This window comes from Ramlibacter sp. JJN2-2R, assembly GCF_057747835.1.
In genome coordinates, this window is record NZ_CM173226.1 from 3,910,385 (window position 1) to 3,927,429 (window position 17,045).

Genomic DNA, 17,045 nt, shown 5'->3' on the forward strand with positions numbered 1-17,045 from the left:
AGGTCGTTCGACGCGGACACGCACCGGCAGTGCCGGTCAACTTCGACGTTAGACCACACAGATGCCTGGCGTGCTCGGTGGACGACGCTCCACCTACCTCTTAGTAACCGGCCTAGTACCTACCCGCCGCATCAAGCTCGCCACGGGTGTAGAGCTCCTACCTGTCACGGCCGTCCCAAAGCCCGACGACGTCCTTTTCCGAGTAGACGGCATCGACATCCACTTCGTGGCTTTGTTCATCCCGTGGGTCGAAGCTCAGTTGAAAGTCAGCGGCAACGGATCGAAAGATGTCGCAATCCGTGCATGGAATGCTCAGTGGGATGTCCTTCTTCTCAGTGCAATCTATAACGTCCCGACGTCGTGTGCGCTGCAATCTACGACGCGCGTCGACCGCTTGGGGAAGAGTAGCAAACTTGATGTGATTCACCACTTCTTCTACGATCACCCTGCCAGGCAGGATGCGTATGAGATTGGAGAACCCGAGGCCCAATGGTTGGAGGCGAACTTCAGCACCGCGCAGTCTCTGCTCGATGACCACAGGTTTCAGACGGCGGTGCACTGCCTGGCTACGTACCGCTGGCATTCGTTGCCGAGGGCTCGGTTGTCTTTGCTATGGGCGGGAATCGAAAGCCTCTTCGCTGTAGACTCAGAAATCGTGTTCCGCGTTAGCCTATACACGGCCAAGTTCCTTGCTCCGGATAACCCGCAAGAGCAGAAGACACTGTTTGATTCTGTCAGGTCGTTGTACAAGCTCAGGTCACAGGCCGTTCATGGAGGAAAGATGAAGGGCGAACCGGGGCAGAGCGTTTCTGAGTCCTCTCGCTTGCTGAATCGTTTAGTGCGGGTTTGCATCGAACGGAATGCACTTCCAGATGTCGCGAGTTTGGCGCCGTGAGGGTGAGGTCTAACAGAACGGTCGACGGACACGTTGCGGCAAGGCGCCGGTCACCTTCACGTTGATTGCGATGACCTTCAGTGACTTAGACGGCGACGACTTTGCGCTGCTTGCCGCCATTGTCGTATCGACCACCGCTGCGTTAGTGGATGCTGTGTACGGGAGCGTTTTTTTCAAGGCGCTCAAGATCGCCGGCCTCTTCCTGAGCTTCGGCCTGGCAATTCAGAAAATCCGCACATCCAAGCCGTTCCGGAAGGATCTGTCCGAATCAGACTGGACTCATCTAGACATCGGTGAGTTTGAGGTACGAATCTCGAAGAAGGAGCACGGTCGCGGTAAGTTTCCCCAAGCCCGTAGCCTTGTGCTAGGCGATGACGGGGGCTACTTGGAAACTTGGACCGAGCCTGTAGTGCGCGAAGGGGGCGATGTCGTGATGCGCGCTAATCGACCCGCGGCGTTGCGTTTGGAAATTCGGAAGTGAGAACCGACTGCGGACGCGGTTCTTTCCTCTCTTTCCTTGACCCGATGCGCTTCGACGGCCTGATCAAGTCCTGGAACGACGAGCGCGGCTTCGGTTTCATCGAGCCGACGCAGGGCGGGCAGGACATCTTTGTCCACGCCAAGGCGTTCCCGCATCGCTTCGGCCGGCCGCAGGCCGGGCAGCGCGTCACGTTCGAGCTGGAGTTGAACCGCGAGGGAAAGAAGCGCGCCAGGTCGGTCCAGCCTGCTCGCGCAGCGAAGCCGGTCGTCCCGCGTCGGCGGGCGAGGCCCACGACCTGGGGCATGTCGAGCCGCCTGGCCCTCGCGGCCTTCGTGCTCCTCTATCCCGCGGCCGCCATCTTGTGGCACGTGCCGCTCTGGGTCGGCGGGCTGTATGCGGGCGCGAGCATCGTGTGCCTGCTCGCGTACGCCATCGACAAGTCCGCGGCCCAATCCGGTGGCTGGCGGGTGGCGGAGTCGACGCTGCTGTCGCTGGGCCTGGTCGGCGGCTGGCCGGGCGCGATCGTGGCGCAGCAGGTGTTGCGCCACAAGTCCAGCAAGGCGTCGTTCCGCGCCGCGTTCTGGGCGACGGTGGCGCTGAACGTCGCCGGCTTCATCCTGCTGTCGTCGCCGTTGCGGTCGCAGGTGCTCGGCGCATAGATTGCGGCCGCGCGGCCAGCACCAGCGCCGCGCCCACCAGGGCCGCTCCGGCCAGCTCGTGGCCTGCGGGCGCCTGGCCCAGCGCCGTCGCGATGGCCAGGGCCGATAGCGGCACACAGTTGATGAACAGCGTTCCGGTCGCGGCGCCCAGCTGCCGCACGCCGAAGTTGAAGGCGATGGCCGCGGTCACCGTCGGCAGCACGGCCACGTAGGCGAGCTTGCCGGCCTCGCGCGCGACCGCCGCGGCATCGGGCCAGTGCACGACGCCCGCCAGCGACGCCAGCACCGCCGCGCCCAGCAGGAACGGCGCGCTCGCCATCGCGGTGAACGCGGTGTAGTCGAACGGCGAGACATCCGGAAAGCGCGCGGCGCCGCGCGTGTACATCACCCAGCCGAGCGTGCCGGCCAGGGCCAGCAGGTCGCCCAGCATCGCGCGCCGACCGGTGCCCGCGAGCGCCAGCCCCGAGACCAGCGCCACGCCGGCGAGGGCCAGCGCGCAGGCGGCCAGCACCCGCCGGGTGGGCCGCAGGCCGTCGAGCCCCCAGCGCACCAGCACGGTGGTGACCGGCATCGTGGCCATGATCACGGCGCCGTGCGACGGCACCGACAGCGCCACGCCCAGGAACACCAGGATGCTGAACGCACCGTACCCCGCGAGCCCGTAGGCGGCGAAGGTGCGGGCATCGCGGATCAACCGGCCGATCGGCGCCCGGGCGAACGCGGGCCGCAGCGCCAGCAGCAGCAGCGTGGCCAGCAGGTAGCGGATCGTCGTGAACCACACGGGGTCCAGGCTGTGCAGGATGCTCTTGCCGACAAAGAACAGCGATCCCCAGGCGCCGGTGGCCAGCAGCAAGCAGGCGATGGCGGCGTGCGCGGGCGGCGTCTGGGTGCGAGGAAGGGGGGAACACAGGGTCTGGGACATTCGGGCCTCCGATGCGAGGAGGCGAAGTCTGGTCGCGGGCTTCCGGCGCGTCCATGTGCACTTGTGGAACGCCGCCTTCCACGCAAACGAATGGCGCGCCGCGCAGCGTTGCGCACAATGGCGCCATGGAGCTCTACCAGTTGCGCACCTTCCTGGCCGTGGCGGAGGAAGCCAACCTCACCCGGGCCGCCGAGCGCGTCCACACCAGCGCCCCGGCCGTCAGCGCGCAGCTCAAGGCGCTGGAGGAAGAACTGGGGGTGCGGCTGTTCGACCGCACCTCCAAGGGCATGGCGCTCACGCCCGCCGGCGAGCGCGTCGCCGCCGATGCGCGTCGCACGCTGGCCGCGGCCGAAGGGCTGAAGGCCACCGCCGACGAACTGCGCGGCACGGTGGTGGGCGCCGTGCGCATGGGCGCCATGAGCGACCCGGTGGGCCTGCGGCTGGGCGACGTCTTCGTCAAGCTGGCGGAGCGCCATCCGCAGCTCACCATCCACATGCGCCAGAGCCTGTCGGTTGCCGCCATCGACGACGTGCGCCGCGGCGCGCTGGACTGCGCGTACGTGATGTCGGCGCAGGCGTCCGACGACACGCTGGAGGTGCGCCGGCTGGCCCCGCTGGGCGTGGTGCCGGTGCTGCCCGCGCGCTGGGCTTACAGCGGCCTGCCGGCCGACAACGCCGAACTGGCCCGCCGGCCCTGGGTGGGCACGGCGCCGCAGTGCGGCCTGCGCAGCACGCTGGAGCGGTTCTTCCAGGAAGCGGGCACCGCGCCCTCGATCGCCGCGGTGGCCGACACCGAGGCGGCCATCCGCGGCATGGTGGCCAGCGGCCTGGGCGCAGGGCTGGTGCGCGAAGACCAGGCCCGCGACGCCGAGCGCCGCGGCGAGGTCGTGGTGTGGAACGGCTGGACCTCCACCACCTGGCTGTGCTGGGTTGCCGCAACGCCATCCAAACAAGGCCCGGCGGTGCGGGCAGTGCGCGAGATCGTGCTGGAGGCGTGGCAGTGAGCCACGGGCTTAGCGCGCCGCCAGGTTCAGCGGCCCCTTGCCAACGAGCGGCGCACCGGCGCTGACGCTGCCGGCGCCGCGCGAGCGAATCAGCCTTCCGTCCACTTCGTGTGGAACTTGCCCGGGCGGTCCAGCCGCTGGTAGGTGTGGGCGCCGAAGTAGTCGCGCTGGGCCTGCAGCAGGTTGGCCGGCAGGCGGCGCGCGCGGTAGCTGTCGTAGTAGGCCAGCGCGCTCATGAAGGCGGGCACCGCCACGCCGTGCTGCGCGGCCGTGGCGACCACCTCGCGCAGCGCCGAGTGCGACTGCGCCATCACGCCGGCAAAGTGCGTGTCCAGCAACAGGTTGGGCAACTGGGGCGAGCGCACGTAGGCGCGGCGGATGTCCTCCAGCAGCCGGGCGCGGATGATGCAGCCCGCGCGCCAGACACCGGCGATGGTGCCGAAGGGCAGGTCCCAGCCGTACTCCTGGTCGGCGGCGGCGAGCAGCTGGAAGCCCTGCGCGTAGGCGCAGACCTTGGCGGCCAAGAGCGCGCGGCGGATCTTCTCGACGAACGCGTCGCGATCGCCGGTGAACTTCGCCTGCGGGCCGCTCAGCACCTCCGACGCCGCGGCGCGCTCGGCGCGCACCGCGCTCACGGTGCGCGCGAACACCGCGTCGGCGATGGTCGGGGCGGTCACGCCCAGGTCCAGCGCCGCCTGGCTGGCCCACTTGCCCGTGCCCTTCTGCTCCGCGGTGTCGACGATCACGTCCACCATCGGCTTGCCGGTCTCGGGGTCGGTGCGCGACAGGATGTCCGCGGTGATGCCCACGAGGTAGCTGGACAGCTCGCCGTGGTTCCACTGCGCGAACACCTCGCTCATCTCGCGCGGCTGCAGGCCGGGCAGCTCGCGCATCAGGAAATAGGCCTCGCAGATGGTCTGCATGTCGGCGTACTCGATGCCGTTGTGGACCATCTTCACGTAGTGGCCGGCCGCTGCCGGCCCCATCCAGTCGCAGCAGGGCGCGCCGTCCTCGGCGCGGGCGGCAATTGCCTGCAGGATGGGCTTGACGCGCGGCCAGGCCTGCGCGTCGCCGCCCGGCATGATCGCGGGCCCGCGCAGCGCGCCCTCCTCGCCCCCGCTCACGCCGGCGCCGACGTACAGGATGCCGGTGCCTTCGAGCTCGGCGATGCGCCGGTGGGTGTCGGTGTAGCGCGTGTTGCCGCCGTCGATGACGATGTCGCCGGCCGCCAGCAGCGGCCGCAGGTCGGCCAGCACGGCGTCCACGGCCGCGCCCGCCGGCACCATCAGCAGCAGCACGCGCGGCGTGCCCAGGCCCGCCACCAGTTCGCGCAGGGACCGCGGCGCCACCGCGCCGGTGCGTTGCGCGAAGCTCTCGCGCTTGTGGTCTTCCAGGTCGTAGCCGCTGACCGCGAATCCGTTGCGGTCGAAATTCAGCGCCAGGTTCTCGCCCATGACACCCAGGCCGACGATGCCGATGTCCGATTGCTTCAGGGAATTCATCCCCGAATTGTCCCCGAGCCTCAGCAGTGGCCACGGCGCGCACGGGCCCCGCGCCAGGCCGTCGGCGACGCGGGCGGATGCCGCGACAGTGTCTGCCCGCGGCGACAGGATGTCACGGTGACAGCTTCCGGTCAGCCGGTGCCCACCAAAGCATCAACGCGTCGCAGGCCGCGCCAGTGCTGGCGATGGCACGGGTGTGAAGTCCTTTTCCACAGCCTTCTCCACGGAATCTGTGTGCAGGCGCGGGCCGCTCCTGTGGTAGCGGCCATGGCGCCGCCGTCTAGAGCAGCCACTCCAGCGGAAACAGCGACAGCAGCCCGGTCCAGAAGCCGCGCAGTCCGCCGCCGGCCGGCGGCGTGGCGTGGCGCACCTCGCCCTGCCCGGTGCGCTCGACCCACTCCAGCGCCTCGCCGTTGCGCCGCACCTCGTAGGCATTGCGCGGCACGAAGCCGTCGAAGGCGTCGGTGATGGTGTTGGCCAGCGCGGCGCTGTCGAACACGATGCCCATCTCGGTGTTGAGGCGGTCCGAGCGCGGATCGAGGTTGAACGAGCCGACGAACACCCGCGCGCGGTCGACCGCGAAGGTCTTGGCGTGCAGGCTCGCGCCCGAGCTGCCCAGCAGCCCGCGGCGCTGCCGGGCCTCGTCGGGCTCGGCCAGCGCGGGCTTGAGCTCGAACAGCCGCACGCCGGCGCGCACCAGCGCCTCGCGATACCGCACATAGCCCGCGTACGTGGCGGGCACGTCGGTGGCCGCCAGCGAGTTGGTGAGCACCAGCACCTTGACCCCGCGCGCGGCGGCGGCGGCGAGGATGTCGGTGCCCTCCTTGCCCGGCACGAAGTACGGCGACACCAGCACCAGCTCGCGCTGCGACTTGCCCAGCGCCGACTCCAGCTGCGTGACGATGCGCGTGCCGCTGGGGCGCCCGGCCGCCTGCACCTTGTCCGGCGAGTCGCTCACCAGCCGCGCGCGCACCCACTCCAGCGGCACCGTGCCGGCGCGCATCTGCCGCACCAGGTCGACCTGCGCCGCCGCCTCCAGGTAGCGGGCGGCCTCGGGACTGTCGTGCAGCTGCTCCCAGTCGGCCAGCACGTGGTGGCGGCCCACGTCGCTCAGGGGGCGCAGGATCCACGCCGCGGGCCAGGCCCACGGGCTGTTCCAGTAGGCGTCGAAGTCGGCCGAGACGTCGCGCACCACCGCGCCGGCGGCGGCGACGTCCAGGTCGATGAAGGCGACGGCGGCGCGCGCGCCGAAGTACTCGTCGCCGATGTTGCGCCCGCCCACCACCGTCACCTGGTTGTCGACGGTGAACGACTTGTTGTGCATGCGGCGGTTGATGCGCGCGAAGTCGCCGGCGAAATCCCAGACGCGGAACAGCCGGTCGCGCAGCGGGTTGAACAGCCGCACCTCGATGTTCGGGTGGGCATCCAGCGCGATGAGGAACTCGTCCATCCGCGCGGTGTTCGAGTCGTCCAGCAGCAGCCGCACGCGCACGCCGCGCCCCGCGGCTTCGTGCAACGCGCGCGCCAGCAGCGTGCCGCTGACGTCGGCGCGCCAGATGTACATCTCGATGTCGACGCTGCGCTGCGCGGCCTCCAGCAGCGCGAGCCGGGCACCGAAGGCCTCGAGGCTGTTGGACAGCGGGCGCACGCCGCTCAGCCCCGCGTGCTCCCGCGCCAGCGGCTGCAGGGCGCGCCCGAGCACCGTGTCCTGCGTGTCCTCGATGAAGGTGCTGGGCACGCGGTCCTGCGCGGGCGGCAGGCTGGTGCAGGCGCCCAGGCCGGCGAGCAGCAGGCCCGCCACGATGCGCACGAGGAGGATTCGCACGCGGGCCAGCGTAGCACGCACCCTGCCCGGCGCGCGGGCGGCAAGCTCTGCCTGGAGGGGATGCGGCGCGTCGGCCGCGTCAGGCGCGGGATGCGCGGGCCGCGATGGCCTGGGCGGCCACCGGCGCCAGCGCGGCGACGTCGGCCATCTCCTGCGCGGTGGGCTCGCGGCTCTCGCGGAAGTACGTGCCGAAGGTGCCGACCACCTGGCCGCCCTTGGTGATCAGCGGCATGCTCCACGCCGCGCGAAAGCCGATGGCGATCGGCAGGTGGCGCAGCTCCGACCATTTCTCGTCGGCCTGGAAGTCCGGCGTGACCACGATCTTGCCGGTGGCCGCCGCGGCGGCGCAGGTGCCCACGTCCGGGTGCGGCCGCAGCCGGTCGATCTTGTCGAGGTAGTCGGCCGGCAGGCTGGGCGAGGCGCCGTTGCGCAGCAGGCCCTCGCGGTCCAGCGTCAGGATGGACGCGACCGACGAGCCACGCGAGAGGGTCTCCACCGCACCCGTCAGCTGCGACAGCACTTCGCGCAGCGCAGCCCCCTGGGCCAGCAGCGTCTCGGCACGCGCGCGGGCGGTCTCGATGACCTGCTGGCGCTGGGTCGCTGGTTGGACGTCGGCGGACATAGGCTCAGTGTAAGGGGTCGCTCCCCTTCCTGGCTCAGCACTGGGGCCATGGCGTGCACGGTCCAGCTTGGGCCCCGCCGCTTTTTTCGGCAGACTCGCGCATCATGCAGCCGCCTGCCGCCGACAGCCGATTCGCGGGCTCCATCCCGCAGCTCTACGACCGGTACATGGTGCCGCTCCTCTTCGAGCCGTACGCGGCCGACATCGGCCGCCAGGTCGTCGAACTGCAGCCCCGCAACGTGCTGGAGCTGGCCGCCGGGACGGGCGTGGTCACCCGGCACCTGGCGCGGCTGCTGCCGCCGGAGGTGGAGATCGTCGCCACCGACCTGAACCAGCCGATGCTGGACCAGGCGGCGAGCGTCGGCACCGCGCGCCCGGTGCAGTGGCGCCAGGCGGATGCGATGCAGCTGCCGTTCGCCGATGCGGCGTTCGATGTCGTTGTCTGCCAGTTCGGCGCGATGTTCTTCCCCGACAAGGCGCACGCATTCGCGCAGGCCCGGCGCGTCCTGCGCCCCGGCGGCACCTTCATCTTCAATGTCTGGGATCGCATCGAGGACAACGAGATGGTCTTGACGATCTGCGAGGCACTCGACGGCCTGTGGCCGGACGATCCGCCGCGCTTCATGCACCGCGGGCCGCACGGCTACGCGGACAAGGCCGCCATCGAGCAGGACCTGCGGCGCGGCGGCTTCGCGCGCGCCGACATCGCCACCGTGGCGCACCGCAGCCGCGCGCCCTCGGCGCGCGAGCCGGCGCTGGGTTACTGCCAGGGCTCGCCGATGCGCGCCGAGATCGAAGCCAAGGGGCCCGAGGCGCTGGCCCAGGCGACCGATGCGGCGACGGCCGCGCTCACGCGCCGCTTCGGCGCCGGCGCCATCGAGGGGCGCATCCAGGCGCACGTGGTGCTCGCGCGCGGCTGACGTCAGCCCCTCAGCAGAACATCAGGGCCAGCCAGGCCGGATCGTCCAGCAGGTTCAGGACGACGAAGCCGCCGAGGCGGTAGGCCCAGTATTCGGCCAGCTCAAGGACCTGTGCTGCGGTGACGCAGCCGGGTGGGCGGAGGAACATCGGCACCACGCGATCAGCAGGACGAAGCGACGGCGGCGCGCCAGAACGCCTCGGCCGCCTGGCCCAGGCGATCGCGCTCGCGATAGAGGCGGATGTCCACCGGCACGCGCCAGTCGGGCCCCGCCGCCGCGACGAGCCGGCCCGCGCGCAGGTCGTCCTGCACCAGCGAATCGGGCAGCCACGCGAGCCCCCTGCCGTCGATGGCCATGGTGCGCAGGACGGAGGCGAGGTGCGCCGTGAAGACCGCCTGCACGGGGAACGCCTCGAGCCGGCGCCCGAGCACCACGCGGATGATGCGGCCGAGGCCGGACTCCTCGGTGAAGTGCAGCACCGGCACGGCCTGCGCCGACCCGTCCGCCAGCGCATGCCGCGGCCGGCCCTGCGTATCGGGCTGCGAGACGGGGACCAGGACATCGTCGCCCACGCGCGTCGACAGCCATGCGGGCCCGTCCAGCGCGCCTTGCGCCTGGGCATGCCCGTGGCTCAGGACGAACTGCACCTTGCTCTGCTGCATCAGGGCCTCGCAGCGCTCCAGGACATCGGAGACCAGCTGCACCGGACCCAGGGTCGTGGTCGACTCCAGGCCGCGCAGCCATGCCGGCAGGAACGTGAAGGACAGCGCGTGCGTGGCCGCGATGCGCAGCGTGACGGCGCTGGCCTCGGCCACGCGCCGGGCGTCACCGGGGATGCGGGCCACGCGCGCCAGCAGGTCCTCGGCCACGCCGCGGAACCACTCGCCGGCGTCGGTCAGGGGGGCCGGCTGCGTGCTGCGGTCGAAGAGGTCGGCGCCGATCCACTCCTCCAGCGCCCGGATGCGGCGGCTGAAGGCGGGTTGGGAGGTGTGCCGCGCCTCGGCGGCGCGGGAGAAGTTGCCGCTGGCCGCCAGGGCCAGGAAGTCTTCGAGCCAGATCAGGTTCAAGGGCGGTTCTTCCCATGCATGGAAGCAGCGAAAAAGAACATTGGCCGCCATCCGCCGGCCCGACCATCATTCGCGGCCTCACCACACATCGAGACCCGCCATGAAGATCGTCGAGATCCGCGAGAAGACCGTTCCCATCAGCTCGCCCATCCGCAACGCCTACATCGACTTTAGCAAAATGACCCTGAGCCTCGTGGCGGTCATCACCGACGTCGTGCGCGATGGCAAGCCGGTGGTCGGGTACGGCTTCAACTCCAACGGGCGCTATGGCCAGGGCAAGCTGATGCGCGAGCGCTTCATCCCGCGCGTGCTGGAGGCCGGGGCCGACTCGCTGCTGGATGCGAGCGGCGCCAACCTCGATCCGCACCGGATCTGGAACACCATGTTCACCAACGAGAAGCCGGGCGGCCATGGCGAGCGCTCGGTGGCCATCGGCACGATCGACATGGCGGTGTGGGACGCGGTGGCCAAGATCGAGGGCAAGCCCCTGTTCCAGCTGCTCGCCGACCGCTACGGCGACGGCAAGCCCAATCGCAAGGTGTTCGTGTATGCGGCCGGCGGCTACTACTACCCCGGCCAGGACCACCGCAAGCTGCAGGACGAGATGCGCAGCTACCTCGACCGCGGCTACACGGTGGTGAAGAAGAAGATCGGCGGCGCGTCGCTGGACGAAGACCTGCGCCGCATCGACGCCATCATGGACGTGCTGGAGGACGGCCAGAAGCTGTGCGTGGACGCGAACGGCCGCTTCGACCTGGACACCGCGATCGCCTACGCCAAGGCGCTGTCGCAATACGACCTGTTCTGGTACGAGGAGCCGGGCGACCCGCTGGACTTCGAGTTGCAGGCGGCCTTGCGCAACTATTACCAGAACCCGATGGCCACCGGCGAGGACCTGTTCTCGATGCAGGACGCGCGCAACCTGATCCGCTATGGCGGCATGCGGCCCGACCGCGACTGGCTGCAGTTCGACTGCGCCTTGAGCTACGGCCTGGTCGAATACCTGCGCACGCTGGACATGCTGCGCCAGCACGGCTGGTCGCCCAGCCGCTGCATCCCGCACGGCGGCCACCAGATGTCGCTGAACATCGCAGCCGGCCTGGGGCTGGGCGGCAACGAGTCGTACCCCGACCTGTTCCAGCCCTTCGGCGGCTTCCCCGACGGCGTGAAGGTCGAGGACAGCCACGTCACGCTGCCCGAGCTGCCCGGCATCGGCTTCGAGGGCAAGGCCGACCTGTACCGCGAGATGCAGGCGCTGTCGGCCTGACCCGTGCGCGCGCGATCGCGCGCCGGGGCGCTCGCTCAGGCGCGCTGGGCCGCCGTGGCTTGCAGGTGGCGCTGCGTCGCGTCCCGGCCCACCGCGAAGACGCCGATCACCGCGCCATCGCGGTTCTTCACCATCCCGAACGAGAAGTCGACGTACAGCCGGCGGCCGTCCTTGGGCGTGGCGCGCGTGGTGAGCACCTTGCCCTGCGCCTTGAGTTGCCCGCTGGCGACGGCACGGCGGAAACCGCCGTCGTGCGCGGCGCGCAGCTTCTCGGGCACGATCAGGTCCAGCGTCTGGCCGATCGCCTCGCCGGCGGGGAACCCGAACAACTGCTCGGCGCCACGGTTCCACAGCCGGATGACGCCGTCACCGTCGGTGGCGACGACCGCCTCGGTCATCTGCTCGACCAGCAGGGACGGGAATTCCGGCGGGAAGGCATCTTCGCTGTGTGATTGCATGCATCGGCTCCTCGACCAGGCACACGATAGACCATCGCGCCGAAACCCGACACTTGAAGAGCTGCACGGCATGCTAGGGTGCGCGCACCATGGCGCTCGACCTCCCGCGCATCCGCGCGCTCTGCTTCGATGTGGACGGCACGCTCGCCGACACCGACGACCACCTGGTGGCGCGGCTGGCCGGCCTGCTGGACGCGGTGCCGCTGGTGAGCGGCCGCCGCGCGGAGCGGCTGGCCCGGCAGGCGGTGATGGCGGCCGAGACCCCTGTCCACGCCGCCTACGCCAAGCTCGACGCCCTCGGCCTGGACGTCCCCGCGTTCGCCCTGCGCGAGCGCCTGCGGGCCGTCAGGCAGCGCGGGGCCGATCCCGCCCACACGCGCAACGCGCAGGCGATCGACGAAGTGCCGCACGAGATGATCGCCGGCGTGCAGGAGATGATCGTCACGCTGGCCCGCCACTTCCCGATGTGCACCATCTCCACCGGCGGCGCGCCGCGCGTCGAGCGCTTCCTGCTGCACTACGGGGTGCGCGAACACTTCGCGGCGGTCATCGGCGCGCAGACGACGCGCCGCATGAAGCCGCACCCCGAGCCCCTGCTCTTTGCCGCCGCCGCGATGGGCGTGGCGCCGCAGGAGTGCCTGATGGTCGGCGACACCACCATCGACATCCGCACCGGCGTGGCGGCCGGCGCGCAGACCGTGGGCGTGCTGTGCGGCTTCGGCACCGAGGCCGAATTGCGGCAGACGGGCGCGCACCTGATCCTGCGCACCACGTCCGACCTGCTGGCGGTGCTCAAGCCGGCGGAGGATCCGCTGCACCAGACCGCCAGCCCGGATCCGGACGCCGCGCACGCCGATCGGTAGCGCGCGCGCCTGGCCATGCGCCGCCGGGGCGGATCGGCCTCATACCACAGCGCGCGCCGCCGGCTGCGCACAGATTCCGTGGAGAAGGCTGTGGAAAAGCCTGGGGCACTCGCGCCATCGCCAGCACCGGCGCGGCCTGCGACGCGATGATGCTTTCGTGAGCAGCGGCCGCCGGCGCCTTCTTTTTTTTTTCGCGCGGCCTGGCTGCGCTCGGACAACGCACCCGGAGCGCGGCACATCGCACACCGGGCGGCTATTTGTCGGCCTCCTCCAGCGGGTTGCGACATCGAGGGCCTGGATGGCGCGACACTCATGCATTCGTCCGAGCGCCGGCCGATCCCGCGGCCCGCGGCCCGCGCGCAGTTGCATGACCGATTCCTCCCCGACCGTTCCCGTCCCCACCCCGCCCGGGGCCGCGCAGGCCGAAGTGCCGCAGGCGGACGAGGCGGCCGCCCTGCTCGGCGAAGCCGCGCGGCTGGGCGGCTTCGGCGCCTGGTCGACCGACCTGCAGACCGGCGTGACGGCGTGGTCGGCGGAACTGGAGCACATCCACGGCTGCCCCTGGACCCGCCAGTGCACCAACGAGCAGGCGCTGCAGCTGTACACCCCCGACAGCCGCCCGGTCCTGCAGCGCGCGTTCCAGGCCTGCCTGCAGCACGGCACGCCGTTCGACGTCGAGATCCAGGTGCAGTCCGGCGACGCCCAGCCCGTGTGGGTGCGCGTGATCGGGGTCGCCATCCGCGACGCCGCCGGCCGCACCGTGCGGGTCCAGGGCGCCTACCAGGACATCCAGAAGACCAAGGGCCCGGCCGAGCAGTACCGCGTGCTGGCGGAGCGCTTCCGCTCCACCCTGGACAGCCTGACCGACGGCTTCGCCATCATCGACCGCGACTGGCGCGTGGTCTACGCCAACACCGTGGCGCTCACCACGCTCGGCCTGCGGCTGGAGGACGCGGTGGGCGCGAACTACTGGCAGCTCTTCCCGGAAGCGCGCGGCAGCGTGTTCGAGACGCATTACAGGCGCGCGATGCACGAGCGCGTGGCGCAGCGGTTCGAGGCGTTCTATGCCCCGCTGCAGATGTGGTTTCGCATCAGCGCCTTCCCGACCGAGGAGGGCATGGCCATCTCGTTTTCCGACATCACCGCGGCCCGGCACGCGCACGACGCGCTGCTGGAGACCAACACGGAACTGGAGCGCCGGGTCGAGCAGCGCACGGCGCAGCTCAAGGCGGCCAACGAGGACCTGCAGGGGTTCTCGTACTCCATCGCCCACGACCTGCGCGCGCCCGTGACCACCGTCGCCGGATTCGCGCAGGCGCTGGCCGAGAGCAACGAACAGCAGCTCGGCGAGCGCAGCACCCACTACGTGCGCCGGATCGTGGCGGCGACGCGGCAGATGGAGGCGATGATCGGCGCGCTGCTGGAGCTGTCGCGCGTGGGCCAGAGCGAGCTGCGCCGGCAGGACGTGGACCTGGCCGTGATCGCGCGCGACTGCCTGCAGGCGCTGCAGGCGATGCACCCCGAGCGGCAGGTGCAGGTGCGCCTGCCCGCGTCGCTGCCGGCCGTGGCCGATCCCGTGCTCAGCGCGCTGCTGCTACAGAACCTGCTGTCCAACGCCTGGAAGTACAGCCGGGACCGCACTGATGCATGCATCGAACTGGGCGCCACCGCGGGCCCGGACGGGCGGCCCTGCTTCTATGTGCGCGACAACGGCGTGGGCTTCGATGCGCAGTTCGCCGGCCGCCTGTTCGAGCCGTTCTGCCGCCTGCACGGGGCGGAGTTCGAGGGCTCGGGCATCGGCCTGGCCACCGTGCGCAAGATCGTCTCGCGCCACGGCGGCCACGTCTGGGCCGAGTCGGCCCCGGGCCGGGGCACGACGCTGTTCTTCAGCCTGGATTGAGCGGCAGGTCGCCGGCCGCGGTCAGTCGCCGGCGCCGAACACCTGGCGGAACGCCGCGCAGAACGCAGGGGAGCCGCTGACCGTCAGCGTCACGGTGGTCCGCGCAGCAGGCGCCGCGGGCGTGAGCGTGACCTGGCCGGTGGCCGGGTCGCAGGCGGCATCGAGCGGCTGGTCGGGCTCGGCGATGGCCTGCAGGTCGTAGTCCCACTCGCCTTCGTCCTGCAGGGTCCCGGCAGGCCCGAACCCCTGGCCGGCCCAGCGCAGCACGGCGGCCACCTCCGCCAGCAGCGCGGGCAGCCGCGCCGGCATCACCGAGGCCATGGCATCGAAGCTGCCGCGGCCGGACTCTTCGTCGCTGAAATCGAACTCGAGGTACTGCAGTCGCATGGCGCGAGCATGCACCAGGCGGCGCCCAGGCAAGCGCAAGCGAAACCATGAGGGCGGGCGCGGCCCGCCCGCCTCAGTGCTGCAGGGTGCGCGCGGCCCGCGCCTCTTCCAGTCGCACCCGGGCCACGCTGCGCAGGAACGCGGCACGCCGCTCCAGGTCGGCGGACGGCGCCGGCTTGCCGCGCCGGAAGAAATCCACCCAGGCATCGTGGAGTTCGCGCTCGACCCGGCGCGCCTTCTCCTCGGCGTCCTGCCAGAGCGCGTACGCGCGTTCGGCTGCGCCCGGTCCCTCGGAGGCGGAGTGCACGCTGCCTCGCACGTCCGCGCCCCAGGGATCGGCGTCCACGCCGCCGCGCGCCTGGCCCTGCTGATCATGTTGCTGCATCTTGCCGATCCAATCGGAAAACGCGAATTCTGACGCACATGCGATGTGCCAGCGGTGTGCCAGGGGCGGTGTTACACGGCTGAGTTGTGCGCCCGCCATCCGCGCAGCGCCGGGTGCGCCGCGCCGGCGTGGCCGCCCGGACCCGCCGCGATGCCCGGCTGTCAAGCGGCGGCGCGCACGCAGTCGCAGGCCCGCGACAGCCCCCGCAAGCAGTTGCAACACCGCGCGCCGGGCGCGGGACGGGCGCGGCCACGCAGGCAGAATGCGGCCCCTTCTCCACCTCAACCATTGCCGCCTTCGCGCATGCCCCTGTTCAAGAACATCGTCGTCTATCGCATCGGTCCGGAGTGGACCGCCCCCGCCTTCGATCGCCTGGAGGGTGAACTCCAGCGCCTGGCCTTCACGCCCTGCCAGCCGAGCCAGGAGCTCTCGGTCGGGTGGGCGCCGCCGCGCGGCAAGGAGCACGGCGCGATGGTGGAGGTGGTGGGCGGCCAGTGGATCCTCAAGCTCGCGGTCGAGCGCAAGGCCGTGCCGGGCGCGGCGGTGCGCGCGGAGCTGGAGGAGCGCTGCAAGGCGATCGAGCAGCAGACCGGCCGCAAGCCCGGGCGCAAGGAGAAGAACGAGATCAAGGAGGAGATCGTCCACAGCTTCCTGCCGCGCGCGTTCAGCAAGCGGTCCTCGCACACGCTGTGGCTGGACGCCGAGAACCGCTCGCTGGTGGTGGCGGCGTCGAGCATGAAGTCGGCCGAGCCCGTGCTCAAGTCGCTGGTGGACGTGATGGCCGAGATCGGCCACGTGCTGCCGCTGGCGCCGCTGAACACCTCGACGGCGCCGGCCGCCGCGATGAGCGAGTGGCTCACCACCCGCCAGGCGCCCGAGGGCTTCACGATCGACCGCGACCTGGAGCTGAAGAAGCCCGGCGAGGAGAAGTCGGTGGTGCGCTACGCCCGCCACAGCCTGGAGCTGGACGAGATCGGCCAGCACATCCAGGAAGGCAAGCTGCCGACGCAGCTGGCGATGACGTGGAACGACAAGGTCTCCTTCGTCCTCACCGAGCAGCTGGCCATCCGCAAGATCGACATCCGCGACATCGAGGAGACGCCCAAGGGCGAGGACGGCTTCGATGCCGACGTCGCCATCGCCACCGGCGAGCTGTCGGCGCTGCTGCCCGAGCTGCTGCAGTCGCTCGGCGGCGAGATGGCGCAGGCCTGAGGCCGGCGCCGGCTCAGGGCGGGCTGCCTGCCGCGGCCCGCCGCCGCACCGCCCGCTGCCAGCGCAGCAGCCCGGCGGCGTACGCGGCGTAATAGCCCGACAGGAGCCCCAGCAGCGCCAGCGTGGCCGGGCTGTGCAGGAAGGCCTCGGGCGGCTCGGCGATCAGCACGGGGTTGGTGGCCAGTTGCACCAGCCGGTACAGGACACGGCCGACCAGCAGCAGCGACAGGCCGATGCCGATGTGGGCGTACGGCTTGTAGAACAGGCCCTCGGGCGTGTCCTCGAAGCAGGTGCGCCGCAGGCCGACGACGGCCAGGGCCACCCCCACGGCCACGCCGGCCGCCTCGGCCGCCATCGGGCCGGGATCGCCCCAGAGATTGGCGAAGACGCCGACCGCCATGTAGGTGAAGAGCCCCAGGCTCAGCCAGGCGCGCCAGGGCCGCAGCGGCTGGCGCAGCACCAGCTTGCGCACGCGCGCCACCACGCGCCAGGCGATGAAGAGACCGAGGGCGATGACGCCGGCCAGCGGCAGGTGGAAGGCGGGAAGCGTGGTGCCGTTCATGGGCGCGCCAGTGTCCCATAGCGCCCGCCTCGCGGGGGCCCGCCGGGACGGTCCGCGCCGCGTCCGGCCGCTGTTCGCGGACACCGGGCGGACAGCCCGGACAGTGCGCCGGAC

At 70.9% G+C, this 17,045-nt stretch carries 19 protein-coding genes; 9 read left to right on the forward strand and 10 right to left on the reverse strand.

Annotated features, from left to right (window positions below):
* The first annotated feature begins 61 nt into the window (after positions 1 to 61).
* The 3 genes from AC3ANR_RS19025 (at position 62) to AC3ANR_RS19035 (ending at position 2,035) form a co-directional block, all read left to right on the forward strand.
* Positions 62 to 895 carry a hypothetical protein gene (locus tag AC3ANR_RS19025; RefSeq protein ID WP_488289671.1) on the forward strand — a complete coding sequence of 278 codons (834 nt, stop codon included), beginning with the start codon at positions 62 to 64 and terminating at the stop codon, positions 893 to 895.
* A 70-nt stretch (positions 896 to 965) separates the two neighbouring features.
* Positions 966 to 1,376, forward strand: a complete 411-nt coding sequence (locus AC3ANR_RS19030) for a hypothetical protein (protein ID WP_488289672.1) — start codon at positions 966 to 968, stop codon at positions 1,374 to 1,376.
* Between the two features lie 44 nt (positions 1,377 to 1,420).
* A complete protein-coding gene (locus AC3ANR_RS19035; protein ID WP_488289673.1) occupies positions 1,421 to 2,035 on the forward strand; it encodes a DUF1294 domain-containing protein in 615 nt (204 codons plus the stop codon).
* Here the strand turns inward: AC3ANR_RS19035 and AC3ANR_RS19040 are convergent.
* Positions 1,989 to 2,957, reverse strand: a complete 969-nt coding sequence (locus AC3ANR_RS19040) for a DMT family transporter (protein ID WP_488289674.1) — start codon at positions 2,955 to 2,957, stop codon at positions 1,989 to 1,991. The genes AC3ANR_RS19035 and AC3ANR_RS19040 overlap by 47 nt on opposite strands.
* Positions 2,958 to 3,082: 125 nt before the next feature.
* Here AC3ANR_RS19040 and AC3ANR_RS19045 point away from each other — a divergent pair, with 125 nt between their 5' ends.
* Positions 3,083 to 3,961 carry a LysR family transcriptional regulator gene (locus tag AC3ANR_RS19045; RefSeq protein ID WP_488289675.1) on the forward strand — a complete coding sequence of 293 codons (879 nt, stop codon included), beginning with the start codon at positions 3,083 to 3,085 and terminating at the stop codon, positions 3,959 to 3,961.
* 89 nt (positions 3,962 to 4,050) lie between these two features.
* Here the strand turns inward: AC3ANR_RS19045 and gndA are convergent, their stop codons facing one another.
* The 3 genes from gndA to AC3ANR_RS19060 all read right to left on the reverse strand — a co-directional run bounded on the left by gndA (position 4,051) and on the right by AC3ANR_RS19060 (position 7,910).
* Positions 4,051 to 5,454 carry an NADP-dependent phosphogluconate dehydrogenase gene (gene gndA, locus AC3ANR_RS19050; RefSeq protein ID WP_488291849.1) on the reverse strand — a complete coding sequence of 468 codons (1,404 nt, stop codon included), beginning with the start codon at positions 5,452 to 5,454 and terminating at the stop codon, positions 4,051 to 4,053.
* A 289-nt stretch (positions 5,455 to 5,743) separates the two neighbouring features.
* Entirely contained in the window at positions 5,744 to 7,288 is a 1,545-nt protein-coding gene (locus tag AC3ANR_RS19055; protein WP_488289676.1) for a phospholipase D-like domain-containing protein, read from the reverse strand.
* 79 nt (positions 7,289 to 7,367) lie between these two features.
* Complete coding sequence (locus AC3ANR_RS19060) at positions 7,368 to 7,910, reverse strand: GAF domain-containing protein (RefSeq protein ID WP_488289677.1); 543 nt, start codon at positions 7,908 to 7,910, stop codon at positions 7,368 to 7,370.
* Positions 7,911 to 8,014: 104 nt separating this feature from the next.
* Here AC3ANR_RS19060 and AC3ANR_RS19065 point away from each other — a divergent pair, with 104 nt between their 5' ends.
* Positions 8,015 to 8,830, forward strand: a complete 816-nt coding sequence (locus AC3ANR_RS19065) for a class I SAM-dependent methyltransferase (RefSeq protein WP_488289678.1) — start codon at positions 8,015 to 8,017, stop codon at positions 8,828 to 8,830.
* 10 nt (positions 8,831 to 8,840) lie between these two features.
* Here the strand turns inward: AC3ANR_RS19065 and AC3ANR_RS19070 are convergent, their stop codons facing one another.
* Positions 8,841 to 8,978 (reverse strand): hypothetical protein, encoded by a 138-nt coding sequence (locus AC3ANR_RS19070; RefSeq protein ID WP_488289679.1) that lies wholly within the window; start codon positions 8,976 to 8,978, stop codon positions 8,841 to 8,843.
* Positions 8,979 to 8,991: 13 nt separating this feature from the next.
* Positions 8,992 to 9,897 (reverse strand): LysR substrate-binding domain-containing protein, encoded by a 906-nt coding sequence (locus AC3ANR_RS19075; protein WP_488289680.1) that lies wholly within the window; start codon positions 9,895 to 9,897, stop codon positions 8,992 to 8,994.
* A 100-nt stretch (positions 9,898 to 9,997) separates the two neighbouring features.
* Between AC3ANR_RS19075 and AC3ANR_RS19080 the strand changes: the two genes are divergently transcribed.
* Positions 9,998 to 11,164, forward strand: coding sequence for a mandelate racemase/muconate lactonizing enzyme family protein (locus tag AC3ANR_RS19080; RefSeq protein WP_488289681.1), 1,167 nt, complete (start codon positions 9,998 to 10,000; stop codon positions 11,162 to 11,164).
* A 35-nt stretch (positions 11,165 to 11,199) separates the two neighbouring features.
* On the opposite strand, the gene AC3ANR_RS19085 is transcribed toward AC3ANR_RS19080, so the two are convergent.
* Entirely contained in the window at positions 11,200 to 11,622 is a 423-nt protein-coding gene (locus AC3ANR_RS19085) for a PAS domain-containing protein (RefSeq protein WP_488289682.1), read from the reverse strand.
* A gap of 89 nt (positions 11,623 to 11,711) precedes the next feature.
* Between AC3ANR_RS19085 and AC3ANR_RS19090 the strand changes: the two genes are divergently transcribed.
* On the forward strand, positions 11,712 to 12,485 hold the full coding sequence (locus AC3ANR_RS19090; protein ID WP_488289683.1) for an HAD family hydrolase: 774 nt from the start codon (positions 11,712 to 11,714) through the stop codon (positions 12,483 to 12,485).
* Positions 12,486 to 12,852: 367 nt separating this feature from the next.
* Positions 12,853 to 14,385, forward strand: a complete 1,533-nt coding sequence (locus tag AC3ANR_RS19095; RefSeq protein WP_488289684.1) for a PAS domain-containing sensor histidine kinase — start codon at positions 12,853 to 12,855, stop codon at positions 14,383 to 14,385.
* A gap of 21 nt (positions 14,386 to 14,406) precedes the next feature.
* Here AC3ANR_RS19095 and AC3ANR_RS19100 read toward each other — a convergent pair whose 3' ends face one another.
* Complete coding sequence (locus AC3ANR_RS19100; protein WP_488289685.1) at positions 14,407 to 14,772, reverse strand: hypothetical protein; 366 nt, start codon at positions 14,770 to 14,772, stop codon at positions 14,407 to 14,409.
* Positions 14,773 to 14,845: 73 nt separating this feature from the next.
* Positions 14,846 to 15,157, reverse strand: a complete 312-nt coding sequence (locus tag AC3ANR_RS19105) for a hypothetical protein (RefSeq protein ID WP_488289686.1) — start codon at positions 15,155 to 15,157, stop codon at positions 14,846 to 14,848.
* 303 nt (positions 15,158 to 15,460) lie between these two features.
* On the opposite strand from AC3ANR_RS19105, the gene AC3ANR_RS19110 reads away from it, so the two are divergent.
* Entirely contained in the window at positions 15,461 to 16,369 is a 909-nt protein-coding gene (locus AC3ANR_RS19110) for a recombination-associated protein RdgC (protein ID WP_488289687.1), read from the forward strand.
* Between the two features lie 13 nt (positions 16,370 to 16,382).
* On the opposite strand, the gene AC3ANR_RS19115 is transcribed toward AC3ANR_RS19110, so the two are convergent.
* Entirely contained in the window at positions 16,383 to 16,931 is a 549-nt protein-coding gene (locus AC3ANR_RS19115) for a CcdC protein domain-containing protein (RefSeq protein ID WP_488289688.1), read from the reverse strand.
* Positions 16,932 to 17,045 lie beyond the last annotated feature (114 nt).

Bases quoted from the DNA above. Each gene is read 5' to 3' on its own strand.
- AC3ANR_RS19025 (WP_488289671.1), top strand. From the start codon at position 62: ATGCCTGGCGTGCTCGGTGGACGACGCTCCACCTACCTCTTAGTAACC.
- AC3ANR_RS19030 (WP_488289672.1), top strand. From the start codon at position 966: ATGACCTTCAGTGACTTAGACGGCGACGACTTTGCGCTGCTTGCCGCC.
- AC3ANR_RS19035 (WP_488289673.1), top strand. From the start codon at position 1,421: ATGCGCTTCGACGGCCTGATCAAGTCCTGGAACGACGAGCGCGGCTTC.
- AC3ANR_RS19040 (WP_488289674.1), bottom strand. From the start codon at position 2,957: ATGTCCCAGACCCTGTGTTCCCCCCTTCCTCGCACCCAGACGCCGCCC.
- AC3ANR_RS19045 (WP_488289675.1), top strand. From the start codon at position 3,083: ATGGAGCTCTACCAGTTGCGCACCTTCCTGGCCGTGGCGGAGGAAGCC.
- AC3ANR_RS19060 (WP_488289677.1), bottom strand. From the start codon at position 7,910: ATGTCCGCCGACGTCCAACCAGCGACCCAGCGCCAGCAGGTCATCGAG.
- AC3ANR_RS19065 (WP_488289678.1), top strand. From the start codon at position 8,015: ATGCAGCCGCCTGCCGCCGACAGCCGATTCGCGGGCTCCATCCCGCAG.
- AC3ANR_RS19070 (WP_488289679.1), bottom strand. From the start codon at position 8,978: ATGTTCCTCCGCCCACCCGGCTGCGTCACCGCAGCACAGGTCCTTGAG.
- AC3ANR_RS19080 (WP_488289681.1), top strand. From the start codon at position 9,998: ATGAAGATCGTCGAGATCCGCGAGAAGACCGTTCCCATCAGCTCGCCC.
- AC3ANR_RS19085 (WP_488289682.1), bottom strand. From the start codon at position 11,622: ATGCAATCACACAGCGAAGATGCCTTCCCGCCGGAATTCCCGTCCCTG.
- AC3ANR_RS19090 (WP_488289683.1), top strand. From the start codon at position 11,712: ATGGCGCTCGACCTCCCGCGCATCCGCGCGCTCTGCTTCGATGTGGAC.
- AC3ANR_RS19095 (WP_488289684.1), top strand. From the start codon at position 12,853: ATGACCGATTCCTCCCCGACCGTTCCCGTCCCCACCCCGCCCGGGGCC.
- AC3ANR_RS19100 (WP_488289685.1), bottom strand. From the start codon at position 14,772: ATGCGACTGCAGTACCTCGAGTTCGATTTCAGCGACGAAGAGTCCGGC.
- AC3ANR_RS19105 (WP_488289686.1), bottom strand. From the start codon at position 15,157: ATGCAGCAACATGATCAGCAGGGCCAGGCGCGCGGCGGCGTGGACGCC.
- AC3ANR_RS19110 (WP_488289687.1), top strand. From the start codon at position 15,461: ATGCCCCTGTTCAAGAACATCGTCGTCTATCGCATCGGTCCGGAGTGG.
- AC3ANR_RS19115 (WP_488289688.1), bottom strand. From the start codon at position 16,931: ATGAACGGCACCACGCTTCCCGCCTTCCACCTGCCGCTGGCCGGCGTC.